The organism is Acinetobacter sp. TR3 (genome assembly GCF_027105055.1).
Classification (GTDB): Bacteria; Pseudomonadota; Gammaproteobacteria; order Pseudomonadales; family Moraxellaceae; genus Acinetobacter.
In genome coordinates this window covers 2,915,792-2,929,861 of the sequence record NZ_CP114264.1, presented here as the reverse complement: position 1 = coordinate 2,929,861, position 14,070 = coordinate 2,915,792, and the positions used below count along the sequence as shown (strand labels likewise).

At 38.3% G+C, this 14,070-nt stretch carries 15 protein-coding genes; 7 read left to right on the top strand and 8 right to left on the bottom strand.

Annotated features, from left to right (window positions below):
• Positions 1-9: 9 nt before the first annotated feature.
• Positions 10-381, top strand: coding sequence for a 50S ribosomal protein L19 (gene rplS, locus O1449_RS14075; protein WP_004660214.1), 372 nt, complete (start codon positions 10-12; stop codon positions 379-381).
• A 58-nt stretch (positions 382-439) separates the two neighbouring features.
• Here the strand turns inward: rplS and O1449_RS14070 are convergent, their stop codons facing one another.
• Both O1449_RS14070 and O1449_RS14065 read right to left on the bottom strand, forming a co-directional pair.
• On the bottom strand, positions 440-1,414 hold the full coding sequence (locus tag O1449_RS14070) for an esterase/lipase family protein (RefSeq protein ID WP_269238622.1): 975 nt from the start codon (positions 1,412-1,414) through the stop codon (positions 440-442).
• 103 nt (positions 1,415-1,517) lie between these two features.
• Positions 1,518-2,561, bottom strand: coding sequence for a lipase secretion chaperone (locus O1449_RS14065; RefSeq protein ID WP_269238621.1), 1,044 nt, complete (start codon positions 2,559-2,561; stop codon positions 1,518-1,520).
• A 137-nt stretch (positions 2,562-2,698) separates the two neighbouring features.
• Between O1449_RS14065 and truB the strand changes: the two genes are divergently transcribed.
• The 3 genes from truB (at position 2,699) to O1449_RS14050 (ending at position 4,970) form a co-directional block, all read left to right on the top strand.
• On the top strand, positions 2,699-3,592 hold the full coding sequence (truB, locus tag O1449_RS14060) for a tRNA pseudouridine(55) synthase TruB (protein ID WP_269229468.1): 894 nt from the start codon (positions 2,699-2,701) through the stop codon (positions 3,590-3,592).
• Between the two features lie 10 nt (positions 3,593-3,602).
• Positions 3,603-4,373, top strand: a complete 771-nt coding sequence (locus O1449_RS14055) for a sulfite exporter TauE/SafE family protein (RefSeq protein WP_269229469.1) — start codon at positions 3,603-3,605, stop codon at positions 4,371-4,373.
• Positions 4,374-4,523: 150 nt separating this feature from the next.
• A complete protein-coding gene (locus tag O1449_RS14050; protein ID WP_269238620.1) occupies positions 4,524-4,970 on the top strand; it encodes a hemerythrin domain-containing protein in 447 nt (148 codons plus the stop codon).
• Between the two features lie 37 nt (positions 4,971-5,007).
• Here the strand turns inward: O1449_RS14050 and O1449_RS14045 are convergent, their stop codons facing one another.
• From O1449_RS14045 to serA, 3 genes are all read right to left on the bottom strand, one after another.
• The gene (locus O1449_RS14045; protein WP_269238619.1) at positions 5,008-5,874 is read right to left on the bottom strand and encodes an EamA family transporter; all 867 of its coding nucleotides are present in this window, start codon (positions 5,872-5,874) and stop codon (positions 5,008-5,010) included.
• A 91-nt stretch (positions 5,875-5,965) separates the two neighbouring features.
• The gene (locus O1449_RS14040) at positions 5,966-6,835 is read right to left on the bottom strand and encodes an EamA family transporter (protein WP_269238618.1); all 870 of its coding nucleotides are present in this window, start codon (positions 6,833-6,835) and stop codon (positions 5,966-5,968) included.
• 115 nt (positions 6,836-6,950) lie between these two features.
• On the bottom strand, positions 6,951-8,183 hold the full coding sequence (serA, locus tag O1449_RS14035) for a phosphoglycerate dehydrogenase (protein ID WP_269229473.1): 1,233 nt from the start codon (positions 8,181-8,183) through the stop codon (positions 6,951-6,953).
• Positions 8,184-8,540: 357 nt separating this feature from the next.
• Between serA and O1449_RS14030 the strand changes: the two genes are divergently transcribed.
• Together O1449_RS14030 and O1449_RS14025 are read left to right on the top strand one after the other, a co-directional pair.
• Positions 8,541-9,950, top strand: coding sequence for an FAD-binding oxidoreductase (locus tag O1449_RS14030; protein WP_250750094.1), 1,410 nt, complete (start codon positions 8,541-8,543; stop codon positions 9,948-9,950).
• 488 nt (positions 9,951-10,438) lie between these two features.
• The gene (locus tag O1449_RS14025; RefSeq protein ID WP_269238617.1) at positions 10,439-11,203 is read left to right on the top strand and encodes a nucleotidyltransferase domain-containing protein; all 765 of its coding nucleotides are present in this window, start codon (positions 10,439-10,441) and stop codon (positions 11,201-11,203) included.
• A 292-nt stretch (positions 11,204-11,495) separates the two neighbouring features.
• Here the strand turns inward: O1449_RS14025 and O1449_RS14020 are convergent, their stop codons facing one another.
• The 3 genes from O1449_RS14020 to O1449_RS14010 form a co-directional block, all read right to left on the bottom strand.
• Complete coding sequence (locus tag O1449_RS14020; RefSeq protein WP_269238616.1) at positions 11,496-11,810, bottom strand: putative quinol monooxygenase; 315 nt, start codon at positions 11,808-11,810, stop codon at positions 11,496-11,498.
• Between the two features lie 12 nt (positions 11,811-11,822).
• Entirely contained in the window at positions 11,823-12,413 is a 591-nt protein-coding gene (locus tag O1449_RS14015) for an NAD(P)H-dependent oxidoreductase (protein WP_130575278.1), read from the bottom strand.
• Between the two features lie 108 nt (positions 12,414-12,521).
• The gene (locus O1449_RS14010; protein WP_269238615.1) at positions 12,522-13,394 is read right to left on the bottom strand and encodes a DUF4349 domain-containing protein; all 873 of its coding nucleotides are present in this window, start codon (positions 13,392-13,394) and stop codon (positions 12,522-12,524) included.
• Between the two features lie 180 nt (positions 13,395-13,574).
• On the opposite strand from O1449_RS14010, the gene O1449_RS14005 reads away from it, so the two are divergent.
• The gene (locus O1449_RS14005) at positions 13,575-13,946 is read left to right on the top strand and encodes a hypothetical protein (RefSeq protein WP_269238614.1); all 372 of its coding nucleotides are present in this window, start codon (positions 13,575-13,577) and stop codon (positions 13,944-13,946) included.
• The last annotated feature ends 124 nt before the right edge of the window (positions 13,947-14,070 follow it).

Genomic DNA, 14,070 nt, shown 5'->3' with positions numbered 1-14,070 from the left:
GATTCCACAATGAGTGGTAAACATCCTTTAGTTCAAGCTGTTGAAAATGCACAGTTAAAAACTGATATCCCTGCTTTTGCTCCTGGTGACACTGTTATCGTTCAAGTTAAAGTAAAAGAGGGTGACCGTGAGCGTCTTCAGGCATTTGAAGGTGTTGTAATCGCGAAGAAAAACCGTGGTTTAAACTCTGCTTTCACAGTTCGTAAAATCTCTAGCGGTGTTGGTGTTGAGCGTGTTTTCCAAACTCACTCTCCAATCGTTGCTAAAATCGAAGTGAAACGTCGTGGTGACGTTCGTCGTGCTAAACTTTACTACCTACGCGAGTTGTCTGGTAAAGCTGCACGTATTCGTGAAAAGTTACCAGCTCGTAAACAAGGTTAATTTTAACTTTGTTGTAAAGCAAAAAAATGCGCCTTTGGCGCATTTTTTTATGGCTGTTTTATAATCCTTGTAATTTTAGTCGATTGGCATGTTGACGATAAATATCAATTGGATCAGGTGCAAACAGTGATTTCAAACCTAAAACTTGATTCACTTCATCTGCATGATTCCAAGGGAGATTATCTCTAATTGTACGTCCAAACTTAGCGCTACAACGGCTTACCATACCATCATTATCTCCTTTAATATCGACAATTAGGCTCGTACCCGCAAATAGGGGATCTAGTGGGTCAAGAATGTTTGTGACTGCTTGAGTCCCTGAGAATGAATACATATATATTCCTTTCTCTTGATAATTACCTTCACCACAACTTGTGGTTGGTACACCCATAGGGAATCGTGTATTAAATTGTTTTGAACCTTCAACTGAAATACTACGACCAGCGGCTAAAGCATCATGTGGGTAGCTTTTGGGGTTGAGTCCTTGTGACCATGTAATCGCTCCTGAGAAAAAGTTCACGACGGCAGAGCCAGCTGTACCTAAGACAGTACCATCTACATTCATAATTAAACTAGCGACAGGTGAACCCTTATGAGTGCCACTTACACTGGTTAATGATGCAACTTTACTTGGCATAATGCCAGCCACGTAACGGATCGTTGGACCACCTTGGCTATGACCAATTAAATTAACTTTAGGTTGTCCAGTAATCGCAATAATTTCTTCAACTTGTTGCGCCAGTTGTTCACCACGAACCTCATTTGAGTTAAAAGGTGAAAGTCGTGTCGCCCAGACATTTGCGCCATTACGTGCAAGGTCGGGTAGGATTTGATGCCAATAATCAACGCCTAATGGATCACTTCCAACGCGTGAAAAACCTGCGACACCATGTACAAAGACCATCGGATATTTGGTTTTTGCATATGTTGACGTGACATTATTGTCTTTAACTTGCGTTGTATTTGATGCGTAACTTGTTGATACGCTCATTGCTATCATAGATAGTGCAAGACAGCGGATTAGTTTTTGCATGATATTTCTCTCGATTTTTGTTTTCATATGGGTCTTGATGTTCTTTCGAACGAGACATTGCATCCTTGCTAAATAGCGTTATTTCAATGCCTTAAGATGTTTCTTAATTACTAAAAGGTAAGGTTCCTCCTTGGTCATAGACAGTTTCAAAAGTTTGCAAACGCTGTTGTTCTTGTGCTGATTGGAATTGTTTTTGCTTGAGTTGTTGAACGGCTTGATCTTTGGCTGAAGTGCTCATATTGCTATCTACAATTGTTTTACGTTCATCAAGATAGGATTGAACTCGCTGTTTCCAATCAGATCGTTGTTGATCGAGTTGCTCTAAACGCTGAGTAGCAGCCTCTCCAACCAAACTAACACGCATATCACGTAGTTCTTGAGCTGAACCATGTCTTGCTTTGATTTGTGCCGTTAATGCATGCAAATCGTCGAGTTTGGATAAATCTTTGAGATTGTCTTGCCAATCTTGAGGCAATTGTTCAAAGCGTTGTTGTAATTGTTTGGCTTTCGCTGCGGCATCTAGTGCGTTGTTTTCTAAAATTCGCATACGATCAAGCGTATATTGCTGATAAACATCTTCCGTTCCAAATAAGCCTTCAATTTCAGGATTTGAAAAGAAACGTTGTTTTAAATCATGCATAGAGTCAAAAATAGCTTGGAAATATTGATAGCTTTCCTGTGTGGGTTGTTGAGTCTGTAACTTACTGAGCTCTTGGCGATAATCTAAATAACGTGACCATAAGGCTAAAATTTGCTGTTGTTGCGATGTTTGGAAAGCTTTGGCGAGATAAAGCTGAAAGTTATGACGAATTTCATTAATATTTCGCTCGCCGTATTGAGAAATAAAATACTCAAAACAATTCCGCACGTGTTCATTCACAATTAAATGCTGAGCGCTATTGAATTGTAATTTGCAGTCAATCTCAGTATCCATTTGGCTGGTGCTATTAAAAGAAGTATCGAGTTGATTGATATTCTTTGGACTCTTATGCAACTGTGATGGATTGCTGTTGTTGCTATATTGATCAGTTGAGTTAAGTGATTGCTGAGACTGATTTGGATATAACCAATACAATACGCTCAGCGTGACTGCTGAAATGATTAATAAGCTACATAATAATGCTATTTTTTTTCCATTTTTATTCATTAAGCATAATCCATTTGCTTTTAATTTCGGAAACGAAAATAAATTTAGCATAGATGTTGTTTTTTTGAGCGTTTAATTTTTAAAAATCCGATGAATAGTTTTGATAAAATACACCTTTCTTGTTTGACTTTTCATTTATGAAAAAAAGCTCTTATCGCCATCTGAGTGGTGTTTTCTTATTAAATAAGCCGTTAGGTTTAAGTTCTAATTCGGCATTGCAAAAAGTACGTCGACTTTTTAATGCACAGAAAGCAGGACATACAGGTGCTTTAGATCCGCTTGCAACAGGTTTATTACCGATTTGCTTAGGGGAGGCAACCAAGTTTTCGCATTATTTATTGGATTCGACCAAGCGTTATCAAACAACAGTAAAACTTGGACAAACAACTGCTACGGGTGATGTTGAAGGGGAAATTCTTCAACAAAGAGATGTGCCAGCATTAACTGAAGCTAATATTGAACAGGTTCTAGAACAGTTCCGTGGTGATATCAAGCAAGTGCCACCGATGTATTCGGCACTGAAACGAGAAGGTCGCCCTTTGTATGAGTTAGCGCGCCAAGGAATTGAAATTGAGCGTGAAGCGCGTCCAGTGACGATTTATGAGTTAAAACTCATTGATTTTACAGAAGACAGTTTGACCTTAGATGTGACGTGTTCTAAAGGAACTTACATCCGAGTGTTAGGTGAAGATATTGGTGAAGCTTTGGGCTGTGGTGGACATTTAACAAAATTACATCGTACTCAAACAGGTCATTTTGAGATTAATCCAAGTTATACCATCGAATATTTAGAAGGGCTTACTCAGGAACAGCGGGATGCATTATTGTTACCTGTTTATGCACCTGTTGAACATTTTCCACGGGTTCAATTACCCGAAGGGCGTGAAAAATATTTTGGTAATGGTCAAGAAAGTAATATTGAGCACGAAGCTGCTGCTGAAGTATTGGTATTCGATGGTGAGCGTTGTTTAGGCTTAGCTGAAATTACAGATAAAAAGCGTCTTGTGCCAAAACGTTTGTTGAATTTATAAGGTTATATTGATGGAATGGGAGCTGATTCTGAGTCTTGTGTTCTTTGCATTCTGTGCGGGAACAATTGATGCGGCAGTTGGTGGTGGTGGGTTAATTCAGATTCCAGCATTAATGGGTGCATTACCACAAACGGCTCCTGCAACATTATTTGGAACAAATAAACTGGCTTCTATTTTTGGAACGGGTTCTGCAGCTCTTTCATTTGTACGTCGAGTAAAGTTGCAGTGGTCATTATTATGGGTGATCGCAATTTTTGCTTTTATCAGTGCGTATGTAGGTGCAGCCTGCGTTTCACTGGTGCCTACTCATATATTAAGACCAATTGTCTTAGTTATGCTGATTGTAATTGCAATTTATACCTTTATGAAAAAGCAATTTGGGCAAGTACATGTTGATCAGCACATCACACCAAAATTATTATTTTTTGCCGCATTGGGTAGTTTAGCGATTGGTTTCTATGATGGAATCTTTGGTCCAGGTACAGGCAGCTTCTTTATCTTCTTTTTTATTCGCTTTCTTCAAGTCGATTTTTTACATGCTTCTGCATTATCCAAGATTGGTAATTTTATGACTAATCTAGCGGCACTGAGTTTTTTTATTCCCGCAGGGCATATCTTCTTTCAGCTTGGTTTTATGATGGCAGCAGCCAATATTGCAGGTTCATTATTGGGTGTACGTTTGGCTTTGAAATACGGTAGTGGTTTTATTCGTATTTTATTTTTGATTTTGGTCAGTATTTTAATTTGTCGGTTGGCTTATCAAATCTTTGTTGCAGTTTAATCTATAAAAATAAACTTTACATACAAAAATCTACGCAAACATCGCTGTTTAAAAAAGTGTCATTTTTTAATATGAAGGCTCAGCCAAACAGATCAACTAGAGAAGAATTGAAGTAAGTGTTGATTATGCTAGCCATCGTAGAGGTAAATAATGAATATATTTGAGGCACTCAGAGAAAGCCACGAACAACAACGTAACTTAGCTGAACGATTAATTCAGACCAGCGGACATACTCAAGAAAGGGAACATATATTTAAACAGCTTAAGAATGAACTCTATGCGCATTCAGTTGCCGAAGACCGCTATTTATATATTCCTTTAATGTTTGATGATGTGGGTTTAGATATTACCCGCCATGCTTTATCTGAGCATCATGAAATGGATGAACTGATTGAAAAATTAGAAGAAACTGATATGAGTAATCCAAGTTGGTTAGCGACAGCAAAACAATTAAGTGAAAAAGTCCATCATCATTTAAAGGAAGAGGAACATAAATTTTTCCAACAAGCTGGAAAAATTTTAGGGGATGATGAAAAGGAAAAACTAGGTAAAAAATATCTTACTGAATATCAGAAATATAAAAATGCAGATAGCTAATTTTCGTTATAACGAGAATGAGCAGAAAGGAGTGCTCTTACTGAGTTTGAGATTTTTCACCACGTAAGGTCACTCCAATAGATGCGATCATGATACAGAGAAGTGCGAACCACTGAATCATGCTAATTTGTTCATGCAGTAATACCAGTCCAGCTAAAGCCGCAAGTGCAGGTGCAAGGCTTGAAAGCGTACCATAGCTGAGTTTACTTAAACGTTTTAGCGCCATGAGATCAAGTGCATATGGAATCGCAGTCGCTAGGATCGCAATGATTAACGCTTTACCCCAATATTGAGTGTCGAGTAGAGCAGGTGCATTACTCCACAGACCAAATGGAAGTAAGGTCAGGGCAGATAAACCAATTGCGATGGTTAAGGCATGCATCCCAATATTCTGTTGCACAACTCGATGTCCGAAATAAATATAAAATGCCCAAAATAATCCAGCACCTAAAGCACAGGCTGCGCCAAGATAAGAAAAATGCTGAGTATTTGTATCATGCCAAGGCACCATCAGTGCAATTCCTAAGACGGCAAAAGCTACCCAGATGTAATCACTACGTTGCTTAATTGAAAGTAAAGCTAAACCAAGAGGGCCGATAAATTCTAAACCGACCGCAATGCCTTGAGGCAGCTTCCCTAAAGAGCTATAAAACAAGATATTCATACAGCCCAAAGAAGCGCTATATAGCAGTAAATCTCGCCATTTTAGATATTTCAGTTTAGCGATCACTTTCCATGAACGGAACATGATGGCAACTAGAATAGTCGCAAAACACAGGCGTAATATTGTGACTGTAAGCGGATCAAGTGTCGCAATCAGTTGTTTAGCAAATGAAGCACTGATTTGATAAGCCACCATGGAAAGAACCATGTATAGCACAGCGACCAACTGAATATTTTTCATGGGAGATCTACAAAGTCAAAGTAAACAGACCTAAGAGTAGGCGCGATGATTATATGCTGTGAAAACGACATTATGGTCATACGGTGACATTTTATTGAGCCTGTTTCTGTTGTCGAGCATGTTGAGTGGTAAAAGTACAACCGATCGATGCAGCTATAATCGTTGCTAAAGCGAGCCATTGATTCCAAAGCAAAGTTTCACCCAAAAAGATGAAGCCTGAGAGTGCTGCTACGGCAGGTTCTAAGCTCATTAATGTACCAAAGCTCAGTGGGGTTAAACTGCGCAAAGCAATCATTTCTAGCGTAAAAGGTAAGGCACTGGCTAAAATCGCAAGCCCAATAAAATAGTATAAATTGGGTAGTTCAAACACTCGATCTATTGCGCCTGAAAAGGCTGCGAAAGGAAGTAGGCACAGCATACCAATACTCATGCCTAAACAAACCGTATGATTACCAGAAATACCTGATGGCTTCTGTCCTGCAATAATGTACAGCGCCCAACATGCACCTGCACCGATGGCAAAGCAAACACCGATTAAATCAAGACCTTGTTGTGCTTGTTGTAGAGGAAATAATAGAACCAAGCCAAGAATGGCACAACCGACCCAGATGAAATCATATTTTTGTCGTGCATGAAACAGCGCCACACTGAGTGGCCCAATAAATTCAAAGGCAACTGCTAAGCCCAAAGGTAAACGCTCCAGTGATAAATAGAACAGGGCATTCATGCCAGCAAGTGCAAAACCATAGCTGAGAATCGCTTTCCAACGAACCACTTTGAAATTGATCGTCCAAATTTTAAAAATCAATGCCAAGATGATCGCACCAAAAAACAGACGCATGGCTGATACAGTAAGGACTGGGAAACTTTGGAATAGAATTTTGGCTAAAGAACCGCTTCCTTGTACACACAGCATGGCAATCATTAACAACAATAAGGCATGAAGTGGGGTTTTTAACATTAGAGAAGCAACTTATTATTTGAACAATTGGTATATTATTCACATAATAATTCAAATGTGAATAAAAAAGCCACAGCTATTGCTGTGGCTTTTTATAGATTATTCTAAATTTAGCTTAGAACAATACACGTACACGAATTGTGCCTTCAACTTGGCTTAAGGTATCAAGTGCTTCTTGAGAAGCAGATGCGTCAACATCCATAACTAGATAACCAATATCACCTTTGGTCATTAAAGATTGACCAGAGATATTGATGCCTTGTTCCGCAAATAATGTATTGATTTTAGACAACACACCCGGAACGTTTTTGTGGATGTGCAGTAAACGGTGTTGGCCATCAGAAAGTGGTAATGCGATTTCTGGGAAATTCACCGCAGAAAGCGTCATACCTTTATCTGAATATGCAACGAATTTTTCAGCAACTTCTAAACCGATGTTTGCTTGCGCTTCCATCGTAGAACCACCTACGTGCGGTGTTAAAATCACGTTGTCTAAGCCACGAAGTGGAGAAACGAATTCTTCACCATTGGCTTTTGGCTCTTTCGGGAATACGTCAACCGCTGCGCCAGCAATGTGACCAGATTTAATCGCATCTGCCAAATCTTCAATAATTACACATGTACCACGTGCAGCATTAATGAAGATCGAACCTTCTTTCATTTTCGCGAACTGTTCTTTTTTGAAGAAGTTACGTGTAGAAGGAACATCTGGAACGTGTAAAGAAACTACATCAGCAGTTTCTAAAAGCTCATCCAATGAACCCACTTGGCGTGCATTACCTAACGGTAATTTAGTTACCGCATCATAATAGCAAACTTTCATACCTAAGCTTTCAGCTAAAACTGAAAGTTGTGAACCAATTGAACCGTAGCCAATAATACCTAGAGTCTTACCACGCGTTTCAAAAGAACCAACCGCAGATTTGTTCCAACCGCCTGCATGTGTATCTTTTGATTTCTCAGGTACACGACGAAGTAATAAAATTGCTTCAGCAAGAACCAATTCTGCAACCGAACGTGTATTTGAATATGGTGCGTTGAAAACAGGGATACCACGAGACATCGCTGCTTTTAAATCGACTTGGTTGGTACCGATACAGAAACAACCTACCGCAATCAATTTATTCGCTGCTTCAAAGATTTCTTCAGTCAATTGAGTACGCGAACGAATACCAACAAAATGAGCATCTTTGATCGCTTCTTTTAAAGCTTCACCTTCAAGTGCAGTTTTGTGGTAGTCGATGTTGGTATAACCCGCAGCGTTTAATGTATCGATGGCATTTTGGTGCACACCTTCTAACAAAAGGAAACGGATTTTGTCTTTCGGTAGTGATAGATGTTGGCTCATTACGGCTCCGCTACAAAGGCCAAAATTTAGTTGCAGTATCATAGCATAGAGCTTTGAGATATAGATATTTCGTTTAAAATTAGCTCAGCATAAATGTTGAGAATTTTTCAGTTCCGAATGAATTTTAGTTTTTATACACATTTTGTTATGACACTATTGCCATCCTGTGCTTTATCCCTCGCTTGCTTACATGTAAAATAAAGAAATACGATAATCAAACTAATCAATTGAAAGTTTGATGCTTTCGCTAGCGTTTCTATATTTTGGATGTTTCGACACCTTTGTTTATAAGGTTTTGAAAAATATTATGTTGTCATCCAAAAGCCCTATATTTACTTCTTGCTAGGCCTGTAAACGATGAATGCTTCAGTCGCTTTGACACCTGAATTATTGACCCAATTGACGGCAATTGTAGGTGAAAACCGTATTAAAACCGATGCTGACAGTTTAGAAAATTGGGGGCGAGATCATACTAAACATTTTGATCCGAACCCATCAGTCATCGTTTTTCCATCAAGTACTGAACAAGTTCAGTCGATTGTAAAACTTGCCAATCAATTCAATGTTGCGATTACGCCATCGGGTGGTCGTACAGGTTTATCGGCTGGTGCTGTGGCGAATAATGGCGAAATCGTAATTAGTTTCGACAAGATGAATCAAATCTTAGAATTTTTGCCAGCGGATCGTATGGTTCGCGTTCAAGCGGGTGTTGTGACTGAACAATTACAAAATTATGCCGAACAACAAGGCATGTATTACCCAGTTGATTTTGCATCGACAGGTTCTAGTCAAATTGGTGGAAATATCGGAACCAATGCAGGCGGTATTAAAGTCATCAAATACGGCATGACACGTAACTGGGTACTTGGCTTAACAGTTGTGACGGGTAAAGGCGATATTTTACGTTTAAACAAAGGCATGATTAAAAATGCGACGGGTTATGCCTTGCAGCATTTGTTTATCGGTGGTGAAGGCACATTAGGTTTAGTGACTGAGGCTGAGATTAAACTTGAGCGTAAGCCACAAAACTTACAAGTGATGGTATTGGGTACGCCTGACTTTGAAGCGGTAATGCCTGTATTACATGCTTTCCAAAAAGAAATCGACTTAACTGCATTCGAGTTCTTTGGTGAAGTGGCAATGCAAAAAGTCTTGGATCGTGGTCATGTACAGCGTCCATTTGAAACAACTTGCCCATTCTATGTATTACTCGAATTTGAAGCGCCGTATGAACCAATCATGGACAAAGCGATGCAGATTTTTGAGCATTGTATGGAACAAGGTTGGGTGATTGATGGCGTAATGAGCCAAAGCTTAGAACAAGCACAGAGCCTATGGCGTTTACGTGAAGATATTTCGGAATCGATTGCGCCGTATATTCCTTATAAGAATGATATTTCAGTGTTGATTACGCATGTGCCAGCGTTTATCTCAGAAATTGATGCGATCGTTGCAGACAACTATCCAGATTTTGAAATCTGCTGGTTTGGTCATATTGGTGACGGTAACTTGCACTTAAATATTTTAAAACCTGAAAACTTAACTAAAGACGAATTCTTTGCGAAGTGTCAGGTTGTGAATAAATATGTGTTTGAGACTGTGAAAAAATATGATGGTTCGATCTCTGCCGAGCATGGTGTGGGGATGACCAAGAAACCATATTTAGAATATTCACGTTCGCCTGAAGAAATTGAATATATGAAAGCATTAAAATTGGCATTTGACCCGAATGGGATTATGAACCCAGGTAAATTATTTGATCTTTAATGCTTGATTAGATAAAAGAAGTTCTGCTAAAAGCGTATCGTAAGATGCGCTTTTTTATAAAACCAATATGAAAACTCAAGCTTATATTTATCTAGAGAGCGATCAAGTATATGGAGACTATATTGATCATTTTTATAATGAACATAATGTAAAGTGTATGCGTATTATGTTGAGAGTAAAAATTGGAAATCTATTTTACTCTTGTTCATTTATATTCAAAGACTTCTCTTCATGGATATTAGAAGAGCTTATTCATTGTGAAATAAATTTTCTTTGTTATGACGGAGAATTAAATTTCTTCAAGAATTACGAACTCCATAACTTAAAAAATGAACGGATAGGACTTATCTATTTTACTGATGTGTTATAGGTTAACTTAGCTATTAAATTAAAAATACTATTCTTTATTGGACAAATTAAGAGTAAAGAATCAAATTGATAGGTTACAAATAATAAAATTCTCGTTTAATCGAATCTTAGAGAGAAATATGAACATCCATCACGAAATCGAAAAACTATTCGAACAACGCCAAGACCTTCCATTGTTTTATATTGAAAGTGGTAGTCGTTTATGGGGGATGGCTAGCCCTGACAGTGACTATGATGTGCGCGGTTTTCATTTGCCGAGTAAAGACCAGTATTTTGACTATAAAAAGTATCGTGATCTAATTGAAATCATGGACGGTGATTTTGATTTCGTTTCTTATGATCTTGATAAAATGTTTGGATTACTGGCAAAAAGTAACCCAACGGTATTGGAATGGGTCAGAGCACATATTGTTTATTTTAATGCTTTTCCAGAATGGCAAACCTTTCGCGATGGACTGATTGAGCGAATCGACTATAGTGCGCTATATCACCACTACCTATCGCTGGCGAAAGGTGGTATGAAAGTGATGCAAACGGCGGATAATTTTACTTATAAGAAAGTATTTTATTCAATTCGTGGTTTGATGTCGGCAGAGTTAGCTACCCAAAAAGTCATGCCTGAATTATTGATTACCGATTTATTTGCGCAAGTCTCTGAGCATGATCCATTACGTCATTGGGCAGAGGATTATTTAGAAATTAAAAAACAGCAGAAAGAAAAAGCCCAACTTCCTGAAGCGGAACAAGCCGCTATTCTGAATTTACTTGAAACTAAGATTGAGCAGTTGGCTGCTAAAGAGATGCAAAAAGCTGATCGTCGAGAGGGCTTAGAGCGTTATTTAACGGAGTATAGCCGACATTTGAAGCAGTATTATTATCAGTAAAATCATTTGCTTATATTTTTCTTTGTCTTGACGGAGTCGTATTGTATTCTCATTCATATTCAAGATTAGCCTTCGGCTGGAGTTACTTTGGTTTTGCCCAAATGAGAAGCAACGCTTCGCAAGGGCAAACCACCTTGCGCTGCTATCGCAGCTCACTACAAAACCTGTTCACTTCTTGTATTAATTAAAATTTATCGCAGAAAAAGTATCTTCTTGAAATCACGCAGGTTGCAGATGACATTACCGAGTATCATATATTTTATGAGGATTTGATAAATAACCAATCTTTGTTCTAAATCCCATTTTCCAAAATACGCACTTTGACATTAGCCACATGCGCTTTGGTCGCTTCAAAATGCTTCAGCATATGTGCCGTTTGCATATGTGCTTCAAGGTGAGCGGTACTTTCCCATTGTTCTAACATCACAATGCTATTTTCATCTTGCGTCTGCATAGCAATCGCTGGCATGTGATCAATCAATGGGGCATAGCCATGACAACCATCCTCTGCCAGTACAGTTGGAATGATTTTTTGGAAAGCATCTAGCACTGCTTGGCGGTGTTCTGCACCTGCATGTGTCTGAATTTCTGCAATAATTGTCAACATAGGATTCCTCTCTTAATGTGCAGTCGCAAAAAACTGATCTAAATGTGCTTTATAAGCTTCGATGTAGCTTGGGACATCAGGCATTTTGATTACATCATTCACGATAAATGTAGGTAATGATTCCATACCCAAGAATTGATTGGCTTTATGAAAAGGTAAATACACGCCATCTACACCCACACCGTGAAAGAATTGGTCAGGATCAGTGAACGCTTCCATTGGTGCGTTCCATGTCAACGACAACATGTATTTTTTACCTTGAATCAAGCCACCTGAACCATACTTTTTAGAAGCATCAGAACGGCTACGTCCATCGCTTGCATAGAGGGAACCATGACCAATCGTAAAAACATCATCAATATATTTTTTCATTGTCCATGGTGCACCCATCCACCAACCTGGCATTTGATAGATCACCACATCTGCCCATAAATATTTTTCAATTTCTGCTTGGATGTCATAGTCACTGTCGGTACGTGTCACTTGTACAGTATGACCTAAAGCTTTTAAATGTGATTCTGAAAAGTCAGTCAGAGTGTCATTCAATTCACCATTTGAGTGAGCGAATTGTTTAGCGCCATTAATAATTAAAATATTGCTCATAAAATGAAACTCAAAAATAGATTTCTAAAACTTGAGTGCATTTTAGAGAATCTATTCATGAGTAAAAATGCGTAAATAAGCAAAATACTATTGATCAAAAATCAATAATTAGCTGTTTTGTTTTCTAGATTTATAGGCTTTACGAATAAACCAAACGGCAACAATTACAAGGAAAAACGCCCAGAATTGGATCAGCCACAAAATAGTTTCTTTAAAATAAGAAAGCCCAATTTTGAATGCATCGGCTATCCGAGTCATTAAAGGTTCGCTATCGAGATGTGCAATACGATGAATGTTTAAATCTTGAGTTTTGCGAACCTGTGCTTGTTGAAAATATTCGATGCGTATTGTGCTGTAAGCCAATCGATCTTTGACTTCAAGTTGAGTCAATTGTTGAAGTTGATTATTGACAGTATTCGATGTGCTAGGGCTTTGATTTGCAGTATTAAGTTTTTCTTCTAACAGTTTCAGTTCATATCGCTTAGCTTCATAGCTTTGATTATTAAAGTTCAACATCAAAGGCAACAGGCTATTCAAAAAGGCAGTAACTTGTTCATTTGGAACACGAATCGTAAGTTGTACGGTAGGGATGATTTTTTCATAAACATCTATATGACCATCGAGACGTTCGCGCTGCGAACTATCACTAACCTGATAATTCACTTGTTTTTCTTCGATATAGCCATTTTGTTTGAGGAGTTGCTGTTCAAGTATAGCCGTCGTTTTTTGAACATCTTTGACTTCAAATTGCAGTTGAGCTGTTTTTACTAATTGTCGGCTTTGTTCGAGAGCACTTTGTTGTGTGCTGACCAGCTGTTCAGGATTTTTTGCTGCATTTGCTCGAATTGTTTCACTATTAGGCGCCGCACTTTCTGTCGCTACAGATGCATCACTTGCAGCACCTTCTTCTTTTTTCGAGCAGCCGACAATCGTACTACTGACGACTAAAATAATTGCTAATTGTTTTGCTAAATCTGACATTGGTTATGCCTAATCCGTGGTGATGTTCATGTTATAAAATTTGTTTTTTAGTGATTTGTGATGATGTTCAAATGATTGATAAATACAACAAATCTCTCATAAGTCACATACATTTTGTTGCTTTGAAATTCAGTTTTGCATAGTAGCATAAATGCATGTGGTAAATAGGAAAGGTACAAAATGTATAAAATTTGGATGATTTTAGGATGCGGACTTGTTTTAACGGCATGTAATCAGCCGATTGCACAGTCACAGCAACAAGCAGCGGTACAAAAAAGTACGGCAATACATGCAGTTTTACTCGATCAACCAAATTTATTTCATGATGAAACTAATCTCAAAATTGATCAGCAGTTTAATCGTGCTGAAAACCCAACAGATGCGGAAATCACTGTTGAGCAAGACCAATTAGATGATTCTGTTGCAGCTATTCGTACCGAATATGAGTTAAAGCGTGATCAAGAAGTCTGGAAGATTGTAAATAAAAAACAAAGCTATCGGTGTGCGAGAGGGGACAATACCAATAAATTCCAGTTTGAATTGTGTTCCTGAATCGCATTGATAAATTGACGATGAATAAAAACCAAACAAAAATGTGGATAACTTTTGGGTTATTCACATATCCACACAATTCCTTTTATTGCTTAAATTGCAGGCATTTTTAAAAAGTGCTAAA